Annotated in this window: 20 protein-coding genes; 6 read left to right on the top strand and 14 right to left on the bottom strand. The window is 62.6% G+C overall.

Annotated features, from left to right (window positions below; genetic code table 11):
- Positions 1 to 149: 149 nt before the first annotated feature.
- The 4 genes from K6T12_RS05265 (at position 150) to K6T12_RS05250 (ending at position 5,540) form a co-directional block, all read left to right on the top strand.
- The gene (locus tag K6T12_RS05265; protein ID WP_222220181.1) at positions 150 to 2,072 is read left to right on the top strand and encodes a PrkA family serine protein kinase; all 1,923 of its coding nucleotides are present in this window, start codon (positions 150 to 152) and stop codon (positions 2,070 to 2,072) included.
- Positions 2,073 to 2,117: 45 nt separating this feature from the next.
- Positions 2,118 to 3,407: a YeaH/YhbH family protein gene (locus tag K6T12_RS05260; RefSeq protein WP_222220179.1), complete on the top strand. Its 1,290-nt coding sequence runs from the start codon at positions 2,118 to 2,120 to the stop codon at positions 3,405 to 3,407.
- Positions 3,404 to 4,924, top strand: coding sequence for a SpoVR family protein (locus tag K6T12_RS05255; RefSeq protein ID WP_222220177.1), 1,521 nt, complete (start codon positions 3,404 to 3,406; stop codon positions 4,922 to 4,924). The genes K6T12_RS05260 and K6T12_RS05255 overlap by 4 nt, the downstream gene beginning before the upstream one ends.
- Before the next feature lie 244 nt (positions 4,925 to 5,168).
- Positions 5,169 to 5,540, top strand: a complete 372-nt coding sequence (locus tag K6T12_RS05250; protein WP_222220175.1) for a histidine triad nucleotide-binding protein — start codon at positions 5,169 to 5,171, stop codon at positions 5,538 to 5,540.
- 596 nt (positions 5,541 to 6,136) lie between these two features.
- Here K6T12_RS05250 and tviB read toward each other — a convergent pair.
- Positions 6,137 to 7,414, bottom strand: a complete 1,278-nt coding sequence (tviB, locus tag K6T12_RS05245; protein ID WP_222220173.1) for a Vi polysaccharide biosynthesis UDP-N-acetylglucosamine C-6 dehydrogenase TviB — start codon at positions 7,412 to 7,414, stop codon at positions 6,137 to 6,139.
- A 144-nt stretch (positions 7,415 to 7,558) separates the two neighbouring features.
- Here tviB and mnmC point away from each other — a divergent pair, with 144 nt between their 5' ends.
- Positions 7,559 to 9,544, top strand: a complete 1,986-nt coding sequence (gene mnmC, locus K6T12_RS05240) for a bifunctional tRNA (5-methylaminomethyl-2-thiouridine)(34)-methyltransferase MnmD/FAD-dependent 5-carboxymethylaminomethyl-2-thiouridine(34) oxidoreductase MnmC (protein ID WP_222220171.1) — start codon at positions 7,559 to 7,561, stop codon at positions 9,542 to 9,544.
- 65 nt (positions 9,545 to 9,609) lie between these two features.
- Entirely contained in the window at positions 9,610 to 10,254 is a 645-nt protein-coding gene (locus K6T12_RS05235; protein ID WP_222220169.1) for a CBS domain-containing protein, read from the top strand.
- Between the two features lie 461 nt (positions 10,255 to 10,715).
- On the opposite strand, the gene K6T12_RS05230 is transcribed toward K6T12_RS05235, so the two are convergent.
- The 13 genes from K6T12_RS05230 to ccmB all read right to left on the bottom strand — a co-directional run bounded on the left by K6T12_RS05230 (position 10,716) and on the right by ccmB (position 22,759).
- The gene (locus K6T12_RS05230; RefSeq protein ID WP_222220167.1) at positions 10,716 to 11,417 is read right to left on the bottom strand and encodes a DUF4126 domain-containing protein; all 702 of its coding nucleotides are present in this window, start codon (positions 11,415 to 11,417) and stop codon (positions 10,716 to 10,718) included.
- Positions 11,418 to 11,457: 40 nt separating this feature from the next.
- Positions 11,458 to 11,673 (bottom strand): YheU family protein, encoded by a 216-nt coding sequence (locus K6T12_RS05225; RefSeq protein ID WP_222220165.1) that lies wholly within the window; start codon positions 11,671 to 11,673, stop codon positions 11,458 to 11,460.
- A gap of 39 nt (positions 11,674 to 11,712) precedes the next feature.
- Entirely contained in the window at positions 11,713 to 12,237 is a 525-nt protein-coding gene (locus K6T12_RS05220) for a transglycosylase SLT domain-containing protein (RefSeq protein ID WP_222220163.1), read from the bottom strand.
- Positions 12,234 to 14,588, bottom strand: coding sequence for an NAD-dependent DNA ligase LigA (gene ligA, locus K6T12_RS05215; RefSeq protein ID WP_222220161.1), 2,355 nt, complete (start codon positions 14,586 to 14,588; stop codon positions 12,234 to 12,236). The genes K6T12_RS05220 and ligA overlap by 4 nt, the downstream gene beginning before the upstream one ends.
- A 49-nt stretch (positions 14,589 to 14,637) precedes the next feature.
- The gene (zipA, locus tag K6T12_RS05210) at positions 14,638 to 16,356 is read right to left on the bottom strand and encodes a cell division protein ZipA (protein ID WP_222220159.1); all 1,719 of its coding nucleotides are present in this window, start codon (positions 16,354 to 16,356) and stop codon (positions 14,638 to 14,640) included.
- 80 nt (positions 16,357 to 16,436) lie between these two features.
- The gene (ccmI, locus tag K6T12_RS05205; protein ID WP_222220157.1) at positions 16,437 to 17,681 is read right to left on the bottom strand and encodes a c-type cytochrome biogenesis protein CcmI; all 1,245 of its coding nucleotides are present in this window, start codon (positions 17,679 to 17,681) and stop codon (positions 16,437 to 16,439) included.
- Positions 17,678 to 18,151: a cytochrome c-type biogenesis protein gene (locus tag K6T12_RS05200; RefSeq protein ID WP_222220155.1), complete on the bottom strand. Its 474-nt coding sequence runs from the start codon at positions 18,149 to 18,151 to the stop codon at positions 17,678 to 17,680. Before K6T12_RS05200 ends, ccmI begins: the two co-directional genes overlap by 4 nt.
- On the bottom strand, positions 18,148 to 18,690 hold the full coding sequence (locus K6T12_RS05195) for a DsbE family thiol:disulfide interchange protein (RefSeq protein WP_222220153.1): 543 nt from the start codon (positions 18,688 to 18,690) through the stop codon (positions 18,148 to 18,150). The genes K6T12_RS05200 and K6T12_RS05195 overlap by 4 nt, the downstream gene beginning before the upstream one ends.
- A 13-nt stretch (positions 18,691 to 18,703) precedes the next feature.
- Positions 18,704 to 20,683, bottom strand: coding sequence for a heme lyase CcmF/NrfE family subunit (locus K6T12_RS05190; RefSeq protein ID WP_222220151.1), 1,980 nt, complete (start codon positions 20,681 to 20,683; stop codon positions 18,704 to 18,706).
- Positions 20,680 to 21,141 (bottom strand): cytochrome c maturation protein CcmE, encoded by a 462-nt coding sequence (gene ccmE / locus K6T12_RS05185; RefSeq protein ID WP_222220149.1) that lies wholly within the window; start codon positions 21,139 to 21,141, stop codon positions 20,680 to 20,682. The genes K6T12_RS05190 and ccmE overlap by 4 nt, the downstream gene beginning before the upstream one ends.
- On the bottom strand, positions 21,141 to 21,317 hold the full coding sequence (gene ccmD, locus K6T12_RS05180; RefSeq protein ID WP_222220147.1) for a heme exporter protein CcmD: 177 nt from the start codon (positions 21,315 to 21,317) through the stop codon (positions 21,141 to 21,143). The genes ccmE and ccmD overlap by 1 nt, the downstream gene beginning before the upstream one ends.
- An 8-nt stretch (positions 21,318 to 21,325) precedes the next feature.
- Positions 21,326 to 22,084 (bottom strand): heme ABC transporter permease, encoded by a 759-nt coding sequence (locus K6T12_RS05175; RefSeq protein WP_315853566.1) that lies wholly within the window; start codon positions 22,082 to 22,084, stop codon positions 21,326 to 21,328.
- A gap of 6 nt (positions 22,085 to 22,090) precedes the next feature.
- On the bottom strand, positions 22,091 to 22,759 hold the full coding sequence (gene ccmB / locus K6T12_RS05170) for a heme exporter protein CcmB (RefSeq protein WP_222220217.1): 669 nt from the start codon (positions 22,757 to 22,759) through the stop codon (positions 22,091 to 22,093).
- Positions 22,760 to 22,782: the final 23 nt, after the last annotated feature.

Raw genomic sequence — 22,782 nt, 5'->3', positions numbered from 1 at the left:
TAATTAAAAAAGCAGCGATAGCAAGTGTTAACCGAGGTTGACACCCAAAAGCTGGACTACACTGAAACAAAACCCAATGCGAGACGACGAAGATGAGCCCGTAGGAAAGTGCCCGCCATCAGCATTGAGTCTAAAGGAAGGTGAACGCCATGAGTATTTTCGAACACTACAAGTCCCGTTACTCATCCACTCAGCAGGAAGAGTTGAGCCTGCAGGAGTACCTCCAGCTCTGCAAGACCGAGCCGATGGCCTACGCCAGTGCTGCGGAACGCATGCTGCATGCGATAGGCGAACCGGAGATGGTCGATACCTCCCGACACCCCAGGCTCAGTCGCATCTTCTCCAACAAGTTGATCAAACGCTACCCGGCATTCGATGAGTTCTACGGCATGGAGGAAGCGATCGAAAATATCGTCTCCTACTTCAAGCATGCCGCCCAGGGGCTTGAGGAACGCAAGCAGATCCTCTATCTGCTGGGTCCGGTTGGTGGCGGTAAGTCCTCCCTGGCGGAACGACTCAAGCACCTGATGGAGCACGTCCCCTTCTATGCGATCAAGGGCTCGCCAATCTTCGAATCGCCACTGGGGCTGTTCAATCCGGTCGAGGATGGCGAGCTGCTGGAACAGGAGTACGGCATCCCAAGGCGCTACCTGAAAGGGGTGATGTCGCCCTGGGCGGTCAAACGGCTGCACGAATACGGCGGCGACCTGTCGCAGTTCAAGGTGGTCAAGCTGTTCCCGTCGATCCTTGATCAGATCGCCGTCTCCAAGACCGAGCCGGGTGATGAGAACAACCAGGATATCTCCAGCCTGGTGGGCAAGGTCGATATCCGGCAGTTGGAAGAGTTCCCGCAGCACGACCCGGACGCCTACAGCTTCTCCGGCGCGCTGTGCCGCTCCACCCAGGGGCTGATGGAATTCGTCGAGATGTTCAAGGCGCCGATCAAGGTGCTGCACCCGCTGCTGACCGCCACCCAGGAGGGCAACTACAACAGCACCGAAGGGATGGGGGCGATCCCGTTCGAAGGGATCGTACTGGCCCACTCCAACGAATCGGAGTGGCAGCAGTTCAAGAACAACAAGACCAACGAAGCCTTCATCGACCGTGTCTACATCGTCAAGGTCCCTTACTGCACCCGGGTATCGGAAGAGATCAACATCTACAGGAAACTGCTGGAACACAGCTCACTGAACGCGGCGCCCTGCGCACCGGACACCCTGAACATGCTGGCCCAGTTCACCGTGCTGTCGCGGATCAAGGAACCGGAAAATTCCAGCCTCTATTCGAAAATGCGGATCTATGACGGTGAAAACCTGAAGGACACCGACCCGAAAGCCAAGTCTCAGCAGGAGTACAAGGACGCCGCCGGGGTCGATGAGGGGATGGACGGCCTGTCCACCCGCTTCGCCTTCAAGATCCTCTCCAAGGTGTTCAACTTCGACCCGTCCGAGGTGGCCGCCAACCCGGTGCACCTGCTTTACGTGCTTGAGAAGGAGATCGAGCAGCAGCAGTTCCAGCCGGAAACCCAGGAGCGTTACCTCGGCTTCCTGAAAGAGTACATCGCGCCGAAGTATATCGACTTCCTCGGCAAGGAGATCCAGACCGCTTATCTGGAATCCTATTCCGAGTACGGTCAGAACATCTTCGACCGCTATGTCACCTACGCCGACTTCTGGATTCAGGATCAGGAGTACCGTGATCCGGAAACCGGCGACATTCTGGACCGACAGGCGATCAGCGAGGAGCTCGAGAAGATCGAGAAACCGGCCGGCATCAGCAACCCGAAAGATTTCCGTCACGAGATCGTCAACTTCGTACTGCGCGCCCGCGCTGGCAACCACGGCAAGAACCCGAGCTGGAACAGCTACGAGAAGATGCGCACGGTGATCGAGAAGAAGATGTTCTCCAACACCGAAGACCTGTTGCCGGTGATCTCGTTCAACGCCAAGGCCTCCAGCGAGGACCAGAAAAAACACAGCGAGTTCGTCAAACGGATGACCGAGCGCGGTTATACAGAGAAACAGGTGCGCCTGCTCTCTGAGTGGTACATCCGGGTACGCAAGTCCCAGTAAGGAAGCTGGCCTGCGCGATCAACAGGGCCACGTGGGGAGCGAAGTATGAGCTACATCATCGATCGCCGCCTTAACGCGAGAAAGAAAAGTACCGTCAACCGCCAGCGCTTCCTGCGCCGCTATCGCAAGCATATAAAGGAAGCGGTCGAAGACGCGGTCAACCAGCGGTCGATCACCGACATCGACAAAGGCGGCCAGGTCACCATCCCGCGTCGGGACATCTCCGAGCCGATCTTCCACCATGGCAACGGTGGCGTTCGCAAGAAGGTGTTTCCCGGCAACAAGGAGTTCGTGGTCGGTGATGAGTTCCGCCGTCCCGAAGGGGGCGGTGGCGGTGGCGGCAGCGGCTCCGGCAAGGCCAGCAACCAGGGTGAAGGGGAAGACGACTTCACCTTTCAGATCAACCAGGACGAGTTCCTCGACTTCATGTTCGAAGGGCTGGAGCTGCCCTACCTGGTCAAGAAACAGCTGCGCGACGCCACCGAATACGAAACTCGGCGAGCCGGCTATACCAACGCCGGCTCGCCGGACAAGATCCATATCATCCGTTCGCTGCGCGCCGCCAATGCGCGCCGTATCGCACTGTCCGGCAAAGAACGGCGTCGGGTACGCGAGCTGAAGAAAGAGATCGAAACGCTGGAGGCCCGGCTACCGGACGATGACGCCAGCGCCCAGATTGCCACCCTGCGGCTGGAGATCGAGGAGCTGGAAAAACGTATCCACCGGCTGCCTTGGATCGACGATTACGACCTCAAATACAACAACACCATCCGGGTGCCGGTTCCGTCCAGCAAAGCGGTGATGTTCTGCGTCATGGACGTATCCGGCTCGATGACCCAGAGCATCAAGGATATTGCCAAGCGCTTCTATATCCTGCTGTACCTGTTCCTGAAGCGAAATTACAAGCAGATCGAAGTAGTGTTCATCCGCCACCACACCCACGCCAAGGAGGTGGACGAACAGGAGTTCTTCTACTCCCGCGAAACCGGCGGCACCATCGTTTCCAGCGCGCTGAACCTGACCGCCGACGTAATCGCCCAGCGCTATCCGAAAGGCGACTGGAACATCTACGTGGCCCAGGCTTCCGACGGCGACAACTGGGATGGCGATTCCGATGTCTGCGGCAAGATCCTGCAATCGCGTATCCTGCCGAAGGTCCAGTATTACGCCTATGTGGAGATCACCACCGGGCCGCACCAGAACCTGTGGCTGGAATACCAGAACCTGCAGCAGGGCTGGCCGCACAGTTTCGCCATGCACCAGATCGAGGAGCCGACCGATATCTATCCGGTATTCCGCAAGCTGTTCGAACGCAAAACGGAGGGGGCGGCATGAAGAAGAAGGAACCGATCTCAACCGGCGCCGAATGGACCTTCGACCTGATCAATCGCTATGACGAGGAGATCGGACGGATCGCCGAAGGTTTCAGGCTGGACACCTACCCCAACCAGATCGAGGTGATCACTTCGGAGCAGATGATGGACGCCTACTCCTCGGTGGGCATGCCGTTGAACTACAACCACTGGTCGTTCGGCAAGCAGTTCGTCGAGACCGAGCAGAACTACAAGCGCGGCCGGATGGGGCTGGCCTACGAGATCGTCATCAACTCCAACCCTTGCATCGCCTACCTGATGGAGGAGAACACCATGACCATGCAGGCGCTGGTGATCGCCCACGCCTGCTACGGCCACAACTCCTTCTTCAAGGGCAACTACCTGTTCCGCACCTGGACCGACGCCTCGGCGATCATCGACTACCTGCTGTTCGCCAAGAACTATATCGCCAAGTGCGAGGAACGCTACGGGGTCAGTGAGGTGGAAGAGTTGCTGGACTCCTGCCATTCGCTGATGAACTACGGCGTCAACCGCTACCAGCGGCCGCCGCCGCTGACCGCCGAGGAGGAGAAAGCGCGCCAGGCCGAGCGGGAGGAGTATGTCCAGCGCCATATCAACCAGTTATGGAACACCATCCCGCAGAAGCAGGCCGAACAGCTGCCGAAGGAACAGCGCTTCCCGAAAGAACCGGAGGAGAACCTGCTCTACTTCATCGAAAAGAACGCTCCGTTGCTGGAGCCCTGGCAGCGGGAGATCGTGCGGATCGTGCGCAAGGTCGCTCAGTACTTCTATCCACAGAAACAGACCCAGGTGATGAATGAGGGCTGGGCCTGTTTCTGGCACTACAACCTGCTGCACCAGCTGTATGACGAGGGGCTGGTCACCGACGGTTTCATGATGGAGTTCCTACACTCCCACTCCAGCGTGATCTACCAGCCGCCGTTCGACAGCCCCTATTTCAGCGGCATCAACCCCTACACGCTGGGCTACAACATGATGCATGACCTGCGCCGCATCTGCGAGTCGCCCACCGACGAGGACCGCCAGTGGTTCCCCGACATTGCCGGCAGTCCCTGGCTGGACACCCTGCACGACGCCATGTGCAATTATAAGGACGAGAGCTTCATCCTGCAGTTCCTGTCACCGAAGCTGATCCGCGAACTGAAGCTGTTCACCATCCTGGACGACGCCGCCAGTCCGACCCTGAAGGTCTCGTCGATCCACGACGAGAGCGGTTACCGGCAGATCCGCGAGGACCTGGCCGCCCAGTACAACCTCGGCAACCGGGAACCCAACATCCAAGTCTACAGCGTCAATGTCCGTGGCGACCGTTCGCTGACCCTGCGCCATTTCGTCCACAACGGCCAGCCGCTGGGCGAGAGCTCCGACGAAGTGATGCGCCACCTGCACCGGCTCTGGGGGTTCGACATCCACCTGGATTCAGTGATGCCGGATGGCACTTTGTACAACAGCTTCCACTGCCCGCCCCGGCAGCAGGAACTGATCGAAGCAGTGTAATATTTTTCGGTCGCTATAATTCACCCCCGTATCTACGGGGGTGAATACTTTTTGGCATCAGTCTGGAACAGAGCTCAGGCAGAAAACCGAAAAGGGTGCACACTTGGCGTGGCGCGCTACCTGAAGCGGTACCCCACGCGCGGTTTGTCAGCCCATTCGCGCGGGCTATACTGGCTCCTTCATCGGCATGATTAAAACAATGCCCGACAAAATTTAAAAAGAATGCCCAGAAGAGAGAGCTGATATGGACTGCCTGTTCTGCAAGATCCTCAACAAGGAGATTCCGGCCCAGATCATCTACGAAGATGAGAAGGTGATCGCGTTCAACGATATCAATCCGCAAGCGCCGACCCACTGCCTGGTGATCCCACGCAAGCATATTGCCACCCTGAACCAGATCGAGGATACCGACCAGGAGCTGGTCGGCCATATGGTGCAGGTCGCGGCCAAGATCGCCGACCAGCAGGGTTTCGACCAGACCGGCTACCGTACCGTGTTCAACTGCAACGAACATGGCGGCCAGACCGTCTACCATATCCACCTGCACCTGCTAGGTGGCAAACCGATGGGCTGGCCCCCCTACCAGGAGAAGCTGAAGACTGCGGTCACGCAGTAAGCAAGCTGCAAGCTGCAAGCTGCAAGCTGCAAGCTGCAAGCTGATCAATGGTCGCCCGCAGCACCCGCAGGGCATAAAAGCGGGCTACTACAAGCGCCCCTACTGCAGAAACCTTCTCTCGATTCCGACCACAACGGCCTTCTACAGCCGTTGTGGTTGGAACTCCTGCTGGTTCTTCACCACACCGGCACAGCTGTGTACCGACTTGCGCATGACAGCGTCGGGCGATCCACCTGTAGGGCCGGACCCGGCCGGGTAGGCCCGGCCGGCCAAACGCCGATAGGCGTTTTCAACCGCCAGCGGCGGCCGCGCCCCGGGTGGCGCCCTACAGAGCCCTGCCGTAGCCCGCCCTGAGGGCGACCACCCACGCGATCGTTCTAGACCTGTCGCGGTCAGAACCCGCTGCTACGCAAAAGAGCGAGAAGCGGCAAGCAGCTCATCGAACCGGATGCCCCGCACGATGCCGGTGGATTCGTAGCAGACCGCTCCGAGGGCGACATCCACCGGACTGTGCCAACCCTGTCGCGGTCGGAGCCCGCTGCTACAGGGCCTCTGCCCACTGCGCCACTGTTAACTCAAATCTGTTAACTCAGCACTTAAAGACGGCCATCGCTCTGATCCGCCGGCAGCGCGGATTTGACGTCGAATAGCACATGCGCGGCCTTGCCGAAGGCGTGGATCGCATCGGCGCCCAGCTGCTGGAATTCGACATGGTTGACGGCTAGCACCACGGCGTCGTAGTCGCCCGGCTGCGGCCGTTCCACCAGCTCGATGCCGTACTCATGCCTGGCATCCTGCGGGTCGACCCAGGGGTCGTGGATATCCACCTCGATCTGGTAGTCAGCAAACTCGTCGAGCAGATCCAGCACCCGGGTGTTGCGGATATCCGGGCAGTTTTCCTTGAAACTGAGGCCGAGGATCAGCAGTCGCGATCCCGGCACGGTGATCCCCTTCTGCACCATCAGCTTGATCACCCGCGAGGCGACATGCTGGCCCATACCGTCGTTGATCCGGCGACCGGCCAGGATCACGTCCGGGAAGTAACCCAGCGACTGCGCCTTATGGGTCAGGTAGTAGGGGTCCACGCCGATGCAGTGACCACCGACCAGACCCGGCCGGAACGGCAGGAAATTCCACTTGGTGCCGGCCGCCTCCAGCACCTCCAGGGTATCGATGCCGACTTTCTCGAAGATGATCGACAACTCGTTGATCAACGCGATATTGAGATCGCGCTGGGTGTTTTCGATCACCTTGGACGCTTCGGCCACCTTGATGCTGCTGGCCTTGTGGGTGCCGGCGGTGATGATGCTGCGGTACAGCTGGTCGACCAGCTCGGCAACCTCCGGAGTGGAACCGGAAGTCACCTTGACGATGGTCGGCAGACGGTGGTTCTTGTCACCGGGGTTGATCCGTTCCGGGCTGTAGCCGACGAAGAAATCTTCGTTGAAGCGCAGGCCGGATACCCGCTCCAGCTCCGGCACGCAGACCTCCTCGGTGGCCCCCGGATAGACGGTGGACTCGTAGATCACCACATCGCCCTTAGCGAGCACCTCGCCTATGGCGGCGCTGGAGGCACGCAGCGGCGACAGGTCCGGCTGCTTGTACTCGTCGATCGGCGTCGGCACCGTAACGATATAGATATTGCAGTCCGCCACCTCACTCAACTGAGCGGTAAAGCTGAGCTGGTGCGCCTCGGCCAGCAGTTCCGGCTCGACTTCCAGGGTGCTATCCCGGCCGGCCTTCAGTTCGGCAACCCGGGCCTGGTTGATATCGAACCCGACCGTCGGCAACCGCTTGCCAAACTCCACCGCCAGCGGCAGACCGACGTAGCCCAGCCCCAGTACACAGATCTTCTTACCTTCAAGCGTCAGCATATTGATACCGTTTCTGCTTTCTACCGGCCCGCTGCCGTATAATGGACGCCGGCAACCCGAAGTCGCCGTTCCATCTCTGTTCGACAGGGCCACCGTAACTATGATTCAGCGCGCAGAATACCACCAAACTGTAACAATTTCGTTATGAAGCATACCCCCATCGAAGCCGCCACGCTCAGCTGGCAGGACAACACGCCGATCTCCGATCAGTTCGACGATATCTACTTCAACAAGGCCGGCGGGCTGGACGAGACCGACTACGTATTCCTGCGCGGCAATCGGTTGCAGCAGCGCTTCGCTGAGCATGAGGGCCCGCATTTCACCATTGCCGAGACCGGTTTTGGTACCGGGCTGAATTTCCTCTGCGCCCGCCAGCTCTGGCTGCAACAGAGCCGACCCGATCAGCAGCTGCATTTCATCTCGGTGGAAAAATTCCCGCTCAGTCGCGACGACCTGGCCCGCGCCCTGGCCCACTGGCCGCAGCTGGCCGATGGCGCCGGGCAGCTGATCGCGCAATACCCGCCTGCGCTGGCCGGCTTCCACCGGCTGATCCTCGATGGCGGCCGGGTACGGCTGACCCTGATGCTGGGCGATGCCGACGACTGTTTCCCGCAGCTGGACGGACGGGTCGACGCCTGGTTCCTGGATGGTTTCGCGCCGGCCAAGAACCCGGCGATGTGGAGCGACACCCTGTTCCGCGCCATCGCCGCGCACAGCGCCCCCGGCACCAGCTTCGCCACCTTCACCGCTGCGGGGCTGGTACGGCGCGGCCTGCAGCAGGTCGGCTTCGACGTCGAGAAGGTGCCGGGCTTCGGTCGCAAGCGCGAGATGCTGGTCGGCCGCTTCGCCGGCAGCACCGCAATCGACAGCACCGGTGTGCGCAACGCGCCCTGGTTCCAGCGTCCGCAGCCGCAGCCGCAGGACGACCAGCCGATCACCCTGATCGGCGGCGGGCTGGCCGGCTGCTGCACCGCCTGGGCACTGGCTCAACGCGGCCGCCGGGTACGCATTCTGGAGCGCGGCCCAGAACTGGCCGGCGGTGGCTCCGGCAACCGCCAGGGGGCGCTCTATGCCAAACCGACCCTGCAGATGACCAAGCAGGCCCGGCTGCATAGCCTCGGCATGCTGTTCAGCCAGCGGCTGCTGGCACAGCTGGACCCGCAACGCCAGTTGCACGACGACTGCGGCGTGATGCTGACGGCACCGAATGACAAGACGGCGACGCGCTTCGAGCAGGTCCTGGCCAGCGGCCACCTGCCTGCGCAACTGCTGCACGGGCTGGATGCCGCACAGGCCAGCGAGATCGCCGGCCTGCCGATCCATTCACCGGCGCTGCTGTTTCCGGCTGCCGGCTGGGTCAACCCGCCAGCATTGTGCCGACGGCTGGCCGAGCATCCGCTGATCGAACTGATCAGCGACTGCCAGGTGGAGAAGCTGCAATACGATCCGCAGCAGCAAAGCTGGCAACTCGAATGCAACAGCGGCCGTTACCGGGCCCGTCAGGTGGTGATCGCCAATGCCGCCGACGCCCGTCAGCTCGAACAGAGCCAGATGCTGCCGCTGAAAGCGATCCGCGGTCAGGTGACCCATGCTCCGGTGCCGGCAGATCTGCCGGCGCTGAAAACCGTGGTCTGCGCCGACGGCTATATTTCGCCGCCCTGGCAGGGCCAGTACTGCTTCGGCGCCACCTTCGATATCGGCGATACGGACAGCAACCTGCGGTCAAGCGACGTTCAGCGAAACCTGGCCACCCTGGCGGTAGCCCTGCCGGAACTGGCCGACGCGCTGGCCGAGCAGCCGCTGCATGAGGGCCGGGTCGGCTACCGCTGCGCCAGCAGCGACTATCTACCGCTGGTCGGCGAACTGCCTCGCCCGGCTGACTTTGTCGAACAGTACGACAAACTGCGCGACGACGCCCGCTGGCCATTCGATGACAGCCCGCCGGCGCGCCATCCCGGCCTCTACGTCAACCTGGCGCATGGCTCCAAGGGACTGATCACCGCGCCGCTGTGCGCGGAACTGCTGGCGGCGCTGATCTGCGACGAACCGCTGCCGCTCGACCGGGAGATCTGCGATGCGCTCGACCCGAGCCGTTTTCTGGTCAAGAAGCTGATCCGGCAGGCGATATAATAAGATAACAACAATAAACCAAGTGAATGCGTGCCCCCTGCCCGCATCCACCACCGGGAGGCATGATGGCACTGGTGATCTACGACCACGGCTACCGGGTACAAACCGATAGCAATGCGCTGTTCCCGGCCGGTAACGTGCGGCCTACCGAACAAATCAAGCCACTGCACCGCAGCGCCGATCTGGAGGATCAACTGCACGCCGACGGCAACAAGTTTCCACTGCCGGAAAACCTGACGCCGGAGCAACGCAAGCAAAAACAGGCGGTTCGCGCCTATGCCAACACCGACGAGCAGGCCCCGCCCGACAACCGGCCGCCGCCGCTGCTGGTCGGCCAGGTGATGAGCAAACCGGCACATACCATCTCGCCGGACAGCTCGGTGATCCGCGCCTGGCAACGGATGGAGAGCCTGGAGATCCGCCACCTGGTGGTGGTAGCTGATGACGGCCGGCCATTGGGCGTGGTCTCCGACCGCGACCTGTTGCGCCACGGCAAGGATTCCTTCGACAAGCTGTCAGGGCTCTACTCGGGGCAGTTGGTCGCGGCAAAGCGCACCACCGAACTGCGCCGGGTGGTTGCCACCTTTCTGGAACAGCGGATCTACTGCATTCCGGTGGTCGACGACAACGACCAGGTGATCGGCGTTGTCTGTCGCAGCGACCTGCTGCGACTGCTGATCAGCGGAGTGCATATGGAAGGCTGGGCCTGACTTAGCTGAGCTTTCAACGATAAGCTTCAAGCTGCGCATCGAGGCGGAGAGTCCGGCGCGATGCCGGTTGATTCGTAGCAGCCCGCTTTTATGCCCTGCGGGTGCCGAGGGCGATACCCACGGACTGTGCCAATACTGTCGCGGTCGGAGCCCGCTGCTACAGGGTCCACGCTTCGTAGCAGCCGCTCCGAGGGCGGTACCCACGGACGGTGCCAATACTGTCGCGGTCGGAGCCCGCTGCTACAGGGTTCACGCTTCGTAGCAGCCGCTCCGAGGGCGGTACCCACGGACGGTGCCAATACTGTCGCGGTCGGAGCCCACTGCTACAGGGTCCGTGCTTCGTAGCCCAAGATCGGTAGCCCAGATCGGTCGCCCGCGGAGCGGGCTGCTACGGCAGAATTGGCAGCGCCCTGAATGCTTGGCTAACGAGGGCAGCTGGTCATAAGCCAATGACCGGGCATTTAATCACCCGATCTACCTGGCCCATCCAGTTTCGCCGCCGGCGGGTTGGTAACCGGGGTCACCGGGCCTTTCGGCAACTCGGGCGGCTCGGAACCCGCCATGCCGAAGAATCGCAGGATCGCGCCGAACACCTTTTTCACCCCGCGCCACAGCTTCGGCAGCAGCCAGATCATCAACAGGATAAACAGCAGCAGACCGGCCAGGAACCAGGCCGGATGGTTCAGCGCGGTCCACAAACCGGCCAGCACCAGCAGGTCTTCACTGACCGAGGCGGTCCAGTTGGTGACCGGTTCCGGCGAGGTGTTGATCATCACCCGGCTGCCGGCCTTGACCGCATGGGCACCGGCGGCCAGCGAACCGCCCACCAGCGCCGCCGCCAGCTCCACCGCCGGGCTGATATCACCCACCGCACCGGCCGCCAACGCGGCCCCGGCCGGTATTCGGATAAAGGTATGCAGGCCGTCCCAGCCGGTATCGACGCCGGGCACCTTGTCGGCGAAGAACTCCACGCAGTACATCAAGCCGGCCGCCATCAATACCAGCGGATCGGCGACGATCTGCAGTTCGGCCGGCAGTTGGATATGGCCCATATTGCTCAGCACGCCGAGCATCAGCACGGTGGCGTAGAGATTGATACCGCTGGCCCAGGCCACCCCCATCGACAGCGCTATCAGGCTGACAATCTGATCGAGTTGCTCCATGGGGTACCTCCTCTAGCGTGAAAGAACAGCCCGGTCGGGTTCAGTCGAGCCGGGACCTTTCTACGATATTGCACTGCCCTGTCTGCTGGCTGAACAGGATCACCACCTCACCGAGGGCCAACAGTCGCTGCACCTGCGCAACCCGCGCCTCAAGTGAAACCTCCTGCTCGCCATAATCGGTACCGTCACGGCTGACGAACTCCTCCAGCAAGCCCTGCAGCGCCTCCGGGGAGAGTTGTTGATAGGGAATAATCATCAGTATAGGAATTGTTGCCAAGGGAACGGTCTGGCAGCACTACCAGACCTGCCACCAGCGCTCGCCGGCCACCGTCGGCGGACAGCGCTGCAGCCTGGCCTGCCATTGCTCGGCGCGCAGCGCGGCCTGTTCGGCCTGTTGTTCGAGCTGCGGATGCTGGCCCTTGATACGGCGGAAATAGCCACCGTGGCCGAGCCGGATCGCCAGGTAGTGATCGCTCACCTGCTGCCAGTCCAGCCGCAGCCGCTGCTTGCCGCGCTGACCAAACCAGCCGATGAAGTCGACCGAATCGGCCAGTTCAGCGGCGCTGGCCGACCAGTTTTCGCTCTGCATCCGGTACTCGTCCCAGTCCAGCGGTCGCGGCCGCACCCAGGGCGGCCCCTTGGGCTCCAGCAGGGCCAGACCCACCGCCGGCGGCATCTGCCAGCGTTGCAGGGCAACCTGTACCGCCGCCAGCTGATCCTCCTCACGGCCGCTGTAATCGCAGCTGTCGCCTGGCTGGGTCTGCCACAGACAGCCCTGCAGCAGCGGGGTCAGCATCACCAGCGACAGCAACGACCTCATGACTGAATTCCGTGCTCGGCCAACAGTTGCATAAACGCCTCCTCGTCGATCACCTCCAGCCCCAGTTGCTGGGCCTTGGCCAGCTTGGAGCCGGCGCCGGGACCGGCCACCACCACGTCGGTGTTCTTCGATACACTGCCCGCCACCTTGGCACCCAGCGCCTGCAGATGGTTCTTGGCCTCGCTGCGACTGAGCTGTTCCAGCGTGCCGGTCAGCACATAGATCAGCCCGTCCAACGGCAGTGCCGCACTGGCACTTGGCTCCGGCTGACACTGCCAGTGCATGCCGAACTCCAGCAACTGGGCTTCCAGCTGACGGGCCCGGCGGCAGAACGCCTCTTCGCCAGTATGGGCCAGCAGGCTGTCGATGGCACGTTTGGAGAGTTTTTCCACCAGCCGCAGCTGCAGTTCGTCGGCGGCCAGGATCGCCTCCAGGGTCTGGAAATGATCGGCCAGCCGAGCCGCCGTGGTCTTGGCCACCGCCGGGATCTCCAGTTTCACCAGCAGGTCGGCCAGCGAGATGGCGCCACCCAGGCGCGGATCCAGCTCACCGCTCTGCTGCAGTTCGATGCCTTGCTGCAGCAGGTCGTCGATCGCCTCGCAGTTGTGCGGGTCGGTGAAGAAATGGCTGATCTCCTGCGCCACCTCGCGGCCGATATCCGGCAGCCAGGTCAGCAGGTCCGGCAACGCCCGGCGGATACGGTCCAGCGTGCCGAAACTCTGCGCCAGCACCCGGGCGGTCTCCTCACCGACATCGGGAATACCGAGGGCATAGATAAAGCGGGCCAGCGGCACCTGCTTGCTGGCCTGCAGCGAAGCCAGCAGGTTGGCGGCGGACAGCTCGCCGAACCCCTCCAGCGGCACCAGCTGCTCCTTGCGCAGCCGGTACAGGTCGGCCGGGGTGCGGATCAATTCCTTGTCCACCAGCAGTTCGACACTCTTGTCGCCGAGGCCGTCGATATCCATCGCCTTGCGCGACACGTAGTGGATGATCGCCTGCTTCAACTGGGCTTCGCAGCTGAGCCGGCCGACGCAGCGGTAGGCGGCGCCTTCCACCTGCTGAACCTGGCCGCCCTTGCCGTAACGGGCGATCTGCACCCGCTCGACATCGGAGCCGCAGACCGGGCAGTGATCCGGCACGGCAACCGGCGCGGTGTCTTCCGGGCGACGCTCACGCAGCACCTTGACCACCTGCGGAATCACATCGCCGGCACGGCGGATCACCACACTGTCGCCGACCCGCACATCCAGCCGGGCGATCTCGTCCATATTGTGCAGCGTGGCATTGGAGACGGTGACACCGCCGACGAACACCGGCTCCAACCGGGCCACCGGGGTAATGGCGCCGGTACGGCCGACCTGGAACTCGATAGCGCGGACCCGGGTGATCTCCTCCTGGGCCGGAAACTTGTGGGCGATCGCCCAGCGCGGCGCGCGGGCAACGAAGCCGAGTTCCCGCTGCAGTGCCAGCTCGTTGACTTTGAACACGATGCCATCGATATCGTAGGGCAGCGAATCACGCAGCTGCGCCAGCTGAGAGTAATAGCCGAGGCAACCCTCTACGCCCTCCACCAGCCGCATATGGCGGTTGATGCGCAGCCCCCACTGCTGCAGTTGCTGCAGGATCGCCACATGCTGGCCCGGCAGCTCGCCCCCATCGACTATGCCGACACCGTAGGCGCACATCTCCAGCGGCCGTTGGGCGGTAATCCGGGAGTCCAGCTGACGCAGGCTGCCGGCGGCGGCGTTGCGCGGATTGACAAAGGTCTTATCGCCGCGGGCACGGGCCGCTTCATTGAGTTTGTCGAAGCCGGCCTTGGGCATATAGATCTCGCCGCGCACCTCCAGCCGGCGCGGATAGCCCTCACCGATCAGCCGCAACGGGATGCTGGGGATGGTGCGTACGTTCTGGGTAATATCCTCGCCGGTGGTGCCGTCGCCGCGGGTGGCGCCACGCACCAGTACCCCCTCCTCGTACAGCAGGCTGACCGCGATGCCATCCAGCTTGGGTTCGCAGGCGAACATCAGCGGCCGCTCGGCCGGCCACTCCAGCCGGTCGCGGATACGGCGCTCGAAATCACGCATATCGTCGGCGCTGAACGCGTTGTCCAGCGACAGCATCGGCTGTTCGTGGCGAACCTGACTGAATTCGCCGAGCGGCAGCATACCCACTCGCTGGGTCGGTGAGTCAGGGCTGACCAGTTCCGGATTATCCTGCTCCAGCTGCTTGAGCTGCTGGAACAGGCGGTCGTATTCGGCATCGGGAATCTGCGGATCGTCCAGCACGTAGTAGCGGTAGTTATGCTGGTTGATCTGGTCACGCAGACGCTGAATGTCCTGTTCGATAGACACGCGCAAGGGTTCTCAATCTATTAAAGCGGAAGGAAAAGCGCGTCGCCGTTCAGATGTTACGGCGACGCATGTTGTGCATTTCGAAGTCGCGTACGCGCTGGCGGTAGTGTTCCTGGGTTTGCGAGCGCATCACCGAACGGTTTTCGTCCACCAGCTCGCCGTCTAGATAGCGGGCCACGGTTTCCGCCGTCGCCAGCATGCAGTTGAAGGCGTTCATCACTTCGTGCGGCTCCTCCATCGACATGAAGAAGGAGACCGCCGGGGTGTTCTCCCGGGCCATACTGTCGATATCGAAGGTACCGCCACCGACTGCGTTGGCCATGCTGAACTGTACCGCGCCCCGGTCGATACCATCTTCGAAACGGTGGAAGATATCCATATCGCCAAAGCGCATGCCACAGGCCAGTACCAACTGCAGCAGTGCCTGGCCGTTCAGGCCTTCCGGCGATCTGGCCAGCACCGACACCACCAGCACATTGGCCGGGTCCGGCTCCTTGCGCAAGGTGCCGCCTTTGACCCGGGCGTTCTGCAGCGAATGGCGGGCATCAGAAGTATCTTCACGGGGATCGAAACTCTCGGCCAACTCCGGCGGCTGGGCGACTTGAGGTCCGGCTTCCCGGGGTCCGGCCTGCCGGGATACGGTCTCCGGAGAGATGGTCTGCCGTGCAGGAACAGCCTGCGGCGGCTCCAGCTCGATCTCGGCGGCCCGATCCAGCTGTTGTTCGGCCTCGGCCCGGAAATCAACGGAGGTTTCGACCGGCGCCGGCTCGACATCAGGCTGTGCCGGCGGCTGTTCAAGCTTGGCCGAGGGCTTTTCAGGCTTGGCTGAGGGCTCTTCAACCTTGGCTGAAGGCTCCGGTTGTGTCGCCACAGGCTGCGCTTCAGGCTCGGCATCCGGCTCCAGCGCCAGTTCGGCCTGGCTGTGGGTTATTTCAACCGCAGCTGTCTCTGCTGCTCGCGGTGCGGTCCGGCCGGGAGCGGTCCGGCCGGGAGCGGCCTGACGCGGCGCATCGGCACGCTGCGCCAGCAGTTCGGTGATCGGCTTGTCCAGGTCCATCAGCGGATCGTCGCTGAGCGGTCGCTGCTGATCAGCAAGTATCGGTTGCTCATCACCGATTCCCCGCGGTTCAGGCAACGGCTGGTCAGGCAACGGCGCCAGCAGCGGGTCCGGCTTGGCCGTTTCCGTCTCGCGCAGCGGATCGGCGTCCTCGGCAGCGGGCTGATCGGTCCAGTCGGCGGTCTGTTCTGGTGCCGGGCTCGGTTCAAGCGGCGTTTCGAACAGCGGTTCCGCGTCGCTCGGATCGACCGGCTCGGGCGTCTCGACGGCCGCCGGTCGAATCGGTACGGACTGCGGTTCCGGCTCGGTTTCCGGCTCCGCCAACTCGGTGATCAGCGGCACCCGTTCCGGATCGACAGCAGAGGGCTCCTGCGGCGGGTACTGATAGGTCGACTGCGCAGCCTGCGGCGGCTGCGGCTTACGCTCGGCAACGGCCGGCTCGGCAGCGTCGTCCAATTCGATCGCGGTATCGAAACGCGGCTCGATATGCTCGAACAGCGGTTGCGGTTGGCTCGACACCCGGGCGCCACCGTTGGGCAACTCCGGATTGAACTCATCTTCCGGCGCATCGCTATCAGGCAGTTCCTTGTCGATATCCAGACGCAGCCGGTTGTTGCGCGCACCTTTCATGCGCCGCCAGCCGTCCAGGATGATCAGCAGGATCACCAGGATGCCACCGATAATTAGCCATTCACGCAGACCGATTTCCATACGATCAACAGCTTCCCGTCGCTAAAAGTTAAAGAATGGTGCAACTATAGAACGAGCCCCGCTCGCTCTACAACCGCCGCTTACTCGACAACCTTGTCGATCAGCAGCTCAACCACCTGATTCTCGCCACCCACCTGCACCGGAGAACGGCTGCCATACAGATCACCCGGTTGCTGTTGCGGCTGGCCCGACGCAGAAACCTTGGCAGTCACCTCCACCTGTTGCACCGACGACAGCTTCGCTTCCGGCATCATCGCCAGCGAATCGTCCAGCACCACTTCGGCCGGCAGTTCGGCAACGGTCAACTTAAGCGCCGCCAGCGGCATCCGGCCGCCGACCGGACGGGCGAATACGAACACCGTATCCTCGGCCGAGACCTTATCCCGCAGGGTTTCAGCCAACGCCACGCTGACCCGGATCTGTACCGGCGCCAGTTCCGGCAGCTCCGGTGCCGGCTTGCCTTGTGCAATCAACGCTTCGCGCGCTTTGCCGATACCGGTGCGCAGGGACTCAGCGGCCTTGCCTTCGGCACGGTCGAGTGCCTTGCGCCAGTAATCGATCGCCGCTTCATACTGCTGCTGTTCGAAGGCATCGATACCCAGCAGCCCCAACGTGGTGACCTCGAACGGGTCGATCGCCAGCACCTGGTCGATCTGCTTGCGTATCTGGTCGGTCATCTGGCCATCGGCGGCGAAATAGAGTGCCTGGGCGTACTGCCCCATCACGCCGGGATACTGCGGCGCGTCCTGCGGCAACAGTGCAACCACCTTGCTCAGCGCCTCGGCGCCATCGGCATACCGGCCCATCCCCAGATAGGTACTGGCCAGCATATACCAGCCTTCGGCATTATCCGGCCGTGCCGCCAGTTCTTGCTCCAGCTGTGCCAGCGCTTCCTCCAGAGTCGGCTGGCGGCCGTCGAACGGGTCCTCGGCGAGTTGCTGGGCCACCATCAGGTCATCAAACCGGCCCAGCTTGGCATAGAGACCGAAAGCGGCCGTCGGCAGGATCAGTGCCAGCAACAGCACGGTGATCAGCTGGCGACCGTCGAGCTGGACCTTGGCCTGCAGCGGCAGAGCCTCGGCGTCATGCAGCAGGTTTTTCTCCAACTCCAGCTTCAGCTGCTCGAACTCGGCCTGCGCCAGGTTACCGCTGTCGAGTTCCTGCTGCAGCTCGGCCAGCCGCTCGCGGAAGATATCGATATTCTGCTGGCGGCGATCCTCGACCTGCTCGGCCAGTTGGGCACGGCGGGCCCGTACCAGCGGCAGGAACACAAACGCCAGCGCCAGCAGGGTCAGCAGGCTGATGCCGATCCACAAACTACTCATTTTTTATCGGGGTCCTGTTTCAAAAGCTCATCCAGCTGCCGACGCTGCTCGGGATTCAATGTTTCTTCAGGCTCAGCGTTGTCGGCCCGACGCTTGCGGCGGCTGATCATCAGCACCACCAGCGCACCGATCGCCAGCAGCAGGAACGGCCCGTACCAGAGCAGGTAGGTGCTGCCGGTCAGCGGCGGCCGATAGAGGACGAATTCGCCATAGCGGGTGACCATGAAGTCGATGATCTCGCCGTCCGGCTCGCCCGCCTGCAACATCCGGTGGATCTCGTTGCGCAGATCCTTGGCGATCGGCGCGTCGGAATCGGCAAGATTCTGGTTCTGGCACTTCGGGCAGCGCAGTTCGGCGGTCAGATGCCGAAACCGTTCGCGGGTCTGCTCGTCCTTGAACTCGTAAGTATCGATCGCCGCCCAGCCCTGCAACGGCCACAGCAGCGCCAGCAACATCAGCCAGCGTTTCATGAGCGGTCACCCGCGTTGATCTGGGCGATCACCTGCTTGAGCTGCTGCCATACGGTTTCATCGACCACGCCGACATGCTTGTAGCGGATCACCCCGTCACCGTCCACCACGTAGGTTTCCGGCGCACCGTACACCCCCAGGTCCAGCCCCAGGCTGCCCTTGTCGTCGTAGATATTGAGCGCGTAGGGGTTATCGTATTTGCGCAGCCACTCATTGGCCTGATCGCGGTCATCCTTGTAGTTGATGCCGACGATCTTGACGCCCTCTTCTTGGGCGATGCGATTCAGCTGGGCGTGCTCGACTTTGCAGGAGGGGCACCAGGTGGCCCAGACGTTCATCAACACCGGTTCGCCAAAGCGCAGATCGGCTTCGGTGAGCAGCTTGGCTTCGTCATCCAGCGCACTGAGCTGGAACGCTGGCACCGGCTTGTCGATCAGCGCCGACGGCAGTTCGGTCGGGTCCAGCTGCAATCCCTTCCAGAAGAACAGCCCCAGGACAAAGAAGATCGCCAGGGGCAGGAACAGTATAAATCGACGCATCGGGCCTCTCCGTTCAGGCAGTCACTTGTTCAGCGGAATTCGCGGCAACGGCCTGGCGGCGGCGCTGCTTGCGATAGCGCGGGTCGGTGGCGGCCAGCAGGCCGCCCAGGGTCATCATCAGGCCGCCGAGCCAGAGCCAGCGCACGAACGGCTTGTGCTGCACCCGCACCGCCCAGGCGCCCTGCGCCAGCGGCTCGCCGAGCGCGACATAGAGATCGCCGAACAGGCCGGGATCGATCGCCGCCTCGGTCATCACGTTGCCGCGTGCGGTATAGAGCCGTTTCTCCGGGCGCAGTTCGGTGTAGGGCTCGCCCCCCTTCAGCACCCGGATCACCCCCATATCGGAGGTATAGTTCGGGCCCTCGGCGTGGCGGGCGCCCTCGAAGACGAATTCGTAGCGCTTGAACGCCAGCCGGTCACCCGGCGCCATACGCAGGTCGCGCTCTTCGCTGTAGACCGACACCAGCGCGACCCCCACCACCGTCACCGCCACCCCGACATGCGCCAGCACCATGCCGTAGTAGCTGCGCGACAAGCCGCGCAGGCCGCTGGCCAGGTCCGGCTTGTTGGCGGTCTTGTTGCGCAGGTCGCGCAGGCCGGAGAAGCAGATCCAGAACGCCAGCGCCATTGCCAGCGCTACCCCGCCATTGAAGCCGTCGCCATAGATCAGCGGAAAGGCGATGCCCGCCAGCAAACTGGCCAGTGCCGGCAGCCACAGCTGTTTCAGCAGCAGCTTGCCGTCCACGCGCTTCCAGCGGCTGATCGCCCCGACACCGAGGAACAGCACCAGGATCGACATCAGCGGAATGAACAGCGCATTGAAGTACGGCGGGCCGACCGACAGTTTGCCCATCCCCAGCGCATCGATGAACAGCGGATAGAGGGTGCCGAGCAGCACCATCATCGCGGTCACCACCAACAGGATGTTGTTGACCAGCAGGAAGGTCTCACGCGACAACAGCTCGAAGCTGGATTCGCTCTTCACATGGGCCGCCTTGACCGCGTACAGCAGCAGCGAGCCGCCGATGGTGATCGCCAGCAGCGCCAGGATGAAGTAGCCGCGCTCCGGATCGGAGGCGAACGCATGGACCGAGGTCAGCACCCCGGAGCGGACCAGGAAGGTCCCCAGCAGGCTGAGCGAGAAGGCGAAGATCGCCAGCAGCACGGTCCAGCTCTTGAACACGCCGCGTTTCTCGGTCACCGCCAGGCTGTGCACCAGCGCGGTACCGACCAACCAGGGCATGAAGGAGGCGTTTTCCACCGGGTCCCAGAACCACCAGCCGCCCCAGCCCAGTTCGTAGTATGCCCACCAGCTGCCCAGCGCGATGCCGAGGGTCAGGAACGACCAGGCGATATTGGTCCAGGGGCGCGACCACTGGGCCCAGGCGGCATCGAGCCGGCCGCTGAGCAGTGCGGCGATGGCGAAGGCGAAGGCAACGGAAAAGCCGACATAGCCCATGTAAAGCATCGGCGGATGGAGAATCAGGCCGATATCCTGCAGCAGCGGGTTCAGGTCGCCGCCCTCGGCCGGGAAGCGCGGCAGCAGCCGCTCGAACGGGCTGGAGGTCAGCAGGGTGAACAGGATGAAGCCGACCGCAATCAGCCCCATCACCCCGAGTACCCGGGCAACGATATCCAGCGGCAGGTTCTCGCTCTTCAGCGCTACCGCCCAGGTCCAGCCACCGAGGATCAGCACCCACAACAGCAGCGACCCCTCGTGGCCGCCCCAGATCGCACTGAGCTTGTAATAGATCGGTAGAGCGGTATTGGAGTTGCCGGCCACGTACTTGACCGAGAAGTCGTCGCTGACGAAGGCATACCCCAGGCACAACATGCTGATACTGAGGAACAGGAACATGCCGCTGGCCAGCGGCCGGGCATAGCCCATCCAGAGTGCGTTGCTGCGGGCGGCACCGGCCAGCGGCACCACCGCCAGCAGCGCCGCCAGGCAGAGCGCCAGGATCAGCGAGAATTGACCGAGCTCGGGAATCATTTGTTGTACGCCTCCGCAGCCTGCCGCGGCATCTGGCCGGATTCCTTCAGCGCCTCCGCCACTTCGGGCGGCATGTAGTTCTCGTCATGCTTGGCCAGGACTTCCACCGCCTGGAACACGCCGTTTGCATCCAGTTTACCCTGCGCCACGATGCCCTGTCCCTCGCGGAACAGGTCGGGCAGGATACCGGTGTATTCGACCCGCACGGTGTCGGCGTAGTCGGTCATGTCAAAGCTGACCTTGAGGCTGTTCGAGTCGCGCTGGATACTACCCTCCACCACCATGCCGCCGGCGCGGATGCGGGTGTCCAGCGGCGCTTCGCCGGCAACGATCTGCTTCGGCGAGTAGAACAGGTTGATATTCTGGCTGAGCGCATACAGGGTCAGCCCGACGGCGACAGTCACGCCAAATACAATAAATAACACGATCATCAACCGCTGCTTACGCTTGGCATTCATCAGCTTTTCGCCTCCCGGCGCAAACGACGCGCCAGCTCGGACAGCAGCTGCTTGCGGGCAAGCACCGGACTGACCAGGTTAACCAGGATTACCACCAGGGCGATGGCGTAGCTCAGCCAGACATAGAGGCCATGCCCGTCCATCGCCAGAAACTCGGAAAAACTATCGAAACTCACCGCTCACCTCACACGCGCTGCAGCAGATCCCGCACCCATCCGGCACGGCGTTCACGTCGCAGAATTTCGTTGCGGACCCGCAGCATCAGCGAGACCGCGAAGAAACAGTAGAAGCCAATCACCATCACCAGCAGCGGCAGCCACATCTCGACCGGCATCGCCGGGCGTTCGGTCAGGGTGAAAGTGGCCGGTTGGTGCAGGGTGTTCCACCACTCCACCGAATACTTGATGATCGGGATATTGACCAGGCCAACCAATGCCAGCACCGCGCTGGCCTGGGCAGCGGTCGCTTCGCTTTCGATCGCCGAGTGCAGCGCGATCACGCCCAGGTAGAGGAACAGCAGGATCAGCATCGAGGTCAGTCGGGCATCCCATACCCACCAGGCGCCCCAGGTCGGCTTGCCCCAGATGGCGCCGGTGGCCAGCGCCAGGATCGCCACGGTGGCGCCGATCGGTGCACAGGCCTTGGCCACCATATCAGCGACCTTCATCTTCCAGATCAGGCCGATTGCGCCGGCCACCGCCATCAGCATGTAGCAGGACTGGGCCAGGATCGCCGAGGGCACATGAATGTAGATGATGCGGAAACTGTTGCCCTGCTGGTAATCGGCCGGCGCAAACGCCAGCGCCCAGACCATACCGGCCGCCAACAACAGCGCCGCCGCCACGGCAAACCAGGGCAGCAACTTGCCGGTAAAGTCGTAACACCAGCGTGGCGATGCCATCTGGTAGAACCAGCGCGGCATCCACTTCTTATTCTCAGCCATATACCTCTATCCGCTCACCGAAATTCTCAATGCCGCCGCGATCGCCAACGGCGCCAGCACCACACCCAATGCCAGCATCGCGCCGAGCAATGCCAGATAACCGCCCAGCGGCAGCCCGGTCACCGCCGCCTGCACGGCGCTGGATCCGAAGATCAGCACCGGGATATAGAGCGGCAACACCAGCAGCGAGATCAACACGCCGCCTTTGCGCAAACCGACCGTCAGCGCCGCGCCGATGGCACCGACCAGGCTCAGCGTCGGGGTGCCCAGCAGCAGACTGACAATCAGCCCCCACATCCCCTCTGCCGGCAGGAACAGCATCACCCCCAACAGCGGTGCCATCAACGTCAGCGGCAGCCCGGTCATCATCCAGTGCGCCAGCACCTTGGCCAGCACCACCAGAAACAGCGGCTGCGGACTCAGCAGCGTCTGTTCCAGAGTGCCGTCGTCGAAGTCGGACCGGAACAGGCTGTCCATCGACAGCAGCGTCGCCAGCAACGCACCGACCCAAACCACCCCCGGCGCCAGTTGGGCCAGGAAGGTCGGTTCCGGGCTGATCCCCAACGGGAACAGACTGGCCACCATCAGGAAAAAGATCAGCGGGTTAAGCAGGTCGCTGCGGCGCCGGAACGCCAGTAGCAGGTCGCGTTTCAATACCGCCCAGAACAGCGCCATTATTCCCTTCTCAACCGACTCCA

Source organism: Marinobacterium arenosum (assembly GCF_019795155.1).
Classification (GTDB): domain Bacteria; phylum Pseudomonadota; class Gammaproteobacteria; order Pseudomonadales; family Balneatricaceae; genus Marinobacterium_C; species Marinobacterium_C arenosum.
This window is presented reverse-complemented; position numbering and strand designations above follow the sequence as displayed.

Excerpts from the sequence above, each read along its gene's own strand:
- K6T12_RS05235 (WP_222220169.1), top strand. The coding sequence starts at position 9,610 with ATGGCACTGGTGATCTACGACCACGGCTACCGGGTACAAACCGATAGC.
- K6T12_RS05230 (WP_222220167.1), bottom strand. The coding sequence starts at position 11,417 with ATGGAGCAACTCGATCAGATTGTCAGCCTGATAGCGCTGTCGATGGGG.
- K6T12_RS05175 (WP_315853566.1), bottom strand. The coding sequence starts at position 22,084 with ATGGCTGAGAATAAGAAGTGGATGCCGCGCTGGTTCTACCAGATGGCA.
- ccmE (WP_222220149.1), bottom strand. The coding sequence starts at position 21,141 with ATGAATGCCAAGCGTAAGCAGCGGTTGATGATCGTGTTATTTATTGTA.
- zipA (WP_222220159.1), bottom strand. The coding sequence starts at position 16,356 with ATGGAAATCGGTCTGCGTGAATGGCTAATTATCGGTGGCATCCTGGTG.
- K6T12_RS05265 (WP_222220181.1), top strand. The coding sequence starts at position 150 with ATGAGTATTTTCGAACACTACAAGTCCCGTTACTCATCCACTCAGCAG.
- ccmI (WP_222220157.1), bottom strand. The coding sequence starts at position 17,681 with ATGAGTAGTTTGTGGATCGGCATCAGCCTGCTGACCCTGCTGGCGCTG.
- K6T12_RS05195 (WP_222220153.1), bottom strand. The coding sequence starts at position 18,690 with ATGCGTCGATTTATACTGTTCCTGCCCCTGGCGATCTTCTTTGTCCTG.
- K6T12_RS05255 (WP_222220177.1), top strand. The coding sequence starts at position 3,404 with ATGAAGAAGAAGGAACCGATCTCAACCGGCGCCGAATGGACCTTCGAC.
- K6T12_RS05200 (WP_222220155.1), bottom strand. The coding sequence starts at position 18,151 with ATGAAACGCTGGCTGATGTTGCTGGCGCTGCTGTGGCCGTTGCAGGGC.
- tviB (WP_222220173.1), bottom strand. The coding sequence starts at position 7,414 with ATGCTGACGCTTGAAGGTAAGAAGATCTGTGTACTGGGGCTGGGCTAC.
- ccmB (WP_222220217.1), bottom strand. The coding sequence starts at position 22,759 with ATGGCGCTGTTCTGGGCGGTATTGAAACGCGACCTGCTACTGGCGTTC.
- K6T12_RS05190 (WP_222220151.1), bottom strand. The coding sequence starts at position 20,683 with ATGATTCCCGAGCTCGGTCAATTCTCGCTGATCCTGGCGCTCTGCCTG.
- mnmC (WP_222220171.1), top strand. The coding sequence starts at position 7,559 with ATGAAGCATACCCCCATCGAAGCCGCCACGCTCAGCTGGCAGGACAAC.
- K6T12_RS05250 (WP_222220175.1), top strand. The coding sequence starts at position 5,169 with ATGGACTGCCTGTTCTGCAAGATCCTCAACAAGGAGATTCCGGCCCAG.
- K6T12_RS05260 (WP_222220179.1), top strand. The coding sequence starts at position 2,118 with ATGAGCTACATCATCGATCGCCGCCTTAACGCGAGAAAGAAAAGTACC.
- K6T12_RS05225 (WP_222220165.1), bottom strand. The coding sequence starts at position 11,673 with ATGATTATTCCCTATCAACAACTCTCCCCGGAGGCGCTGCAGGGCTTG.
- K6T12_RS05220 (WP_222220163.1), bottom strand. The coding sequence starts at position 12,237 with ATGAGGTCGTTGCTGTCGCTGGTGATGCTGACCCCGCTGCTGCAGGGC.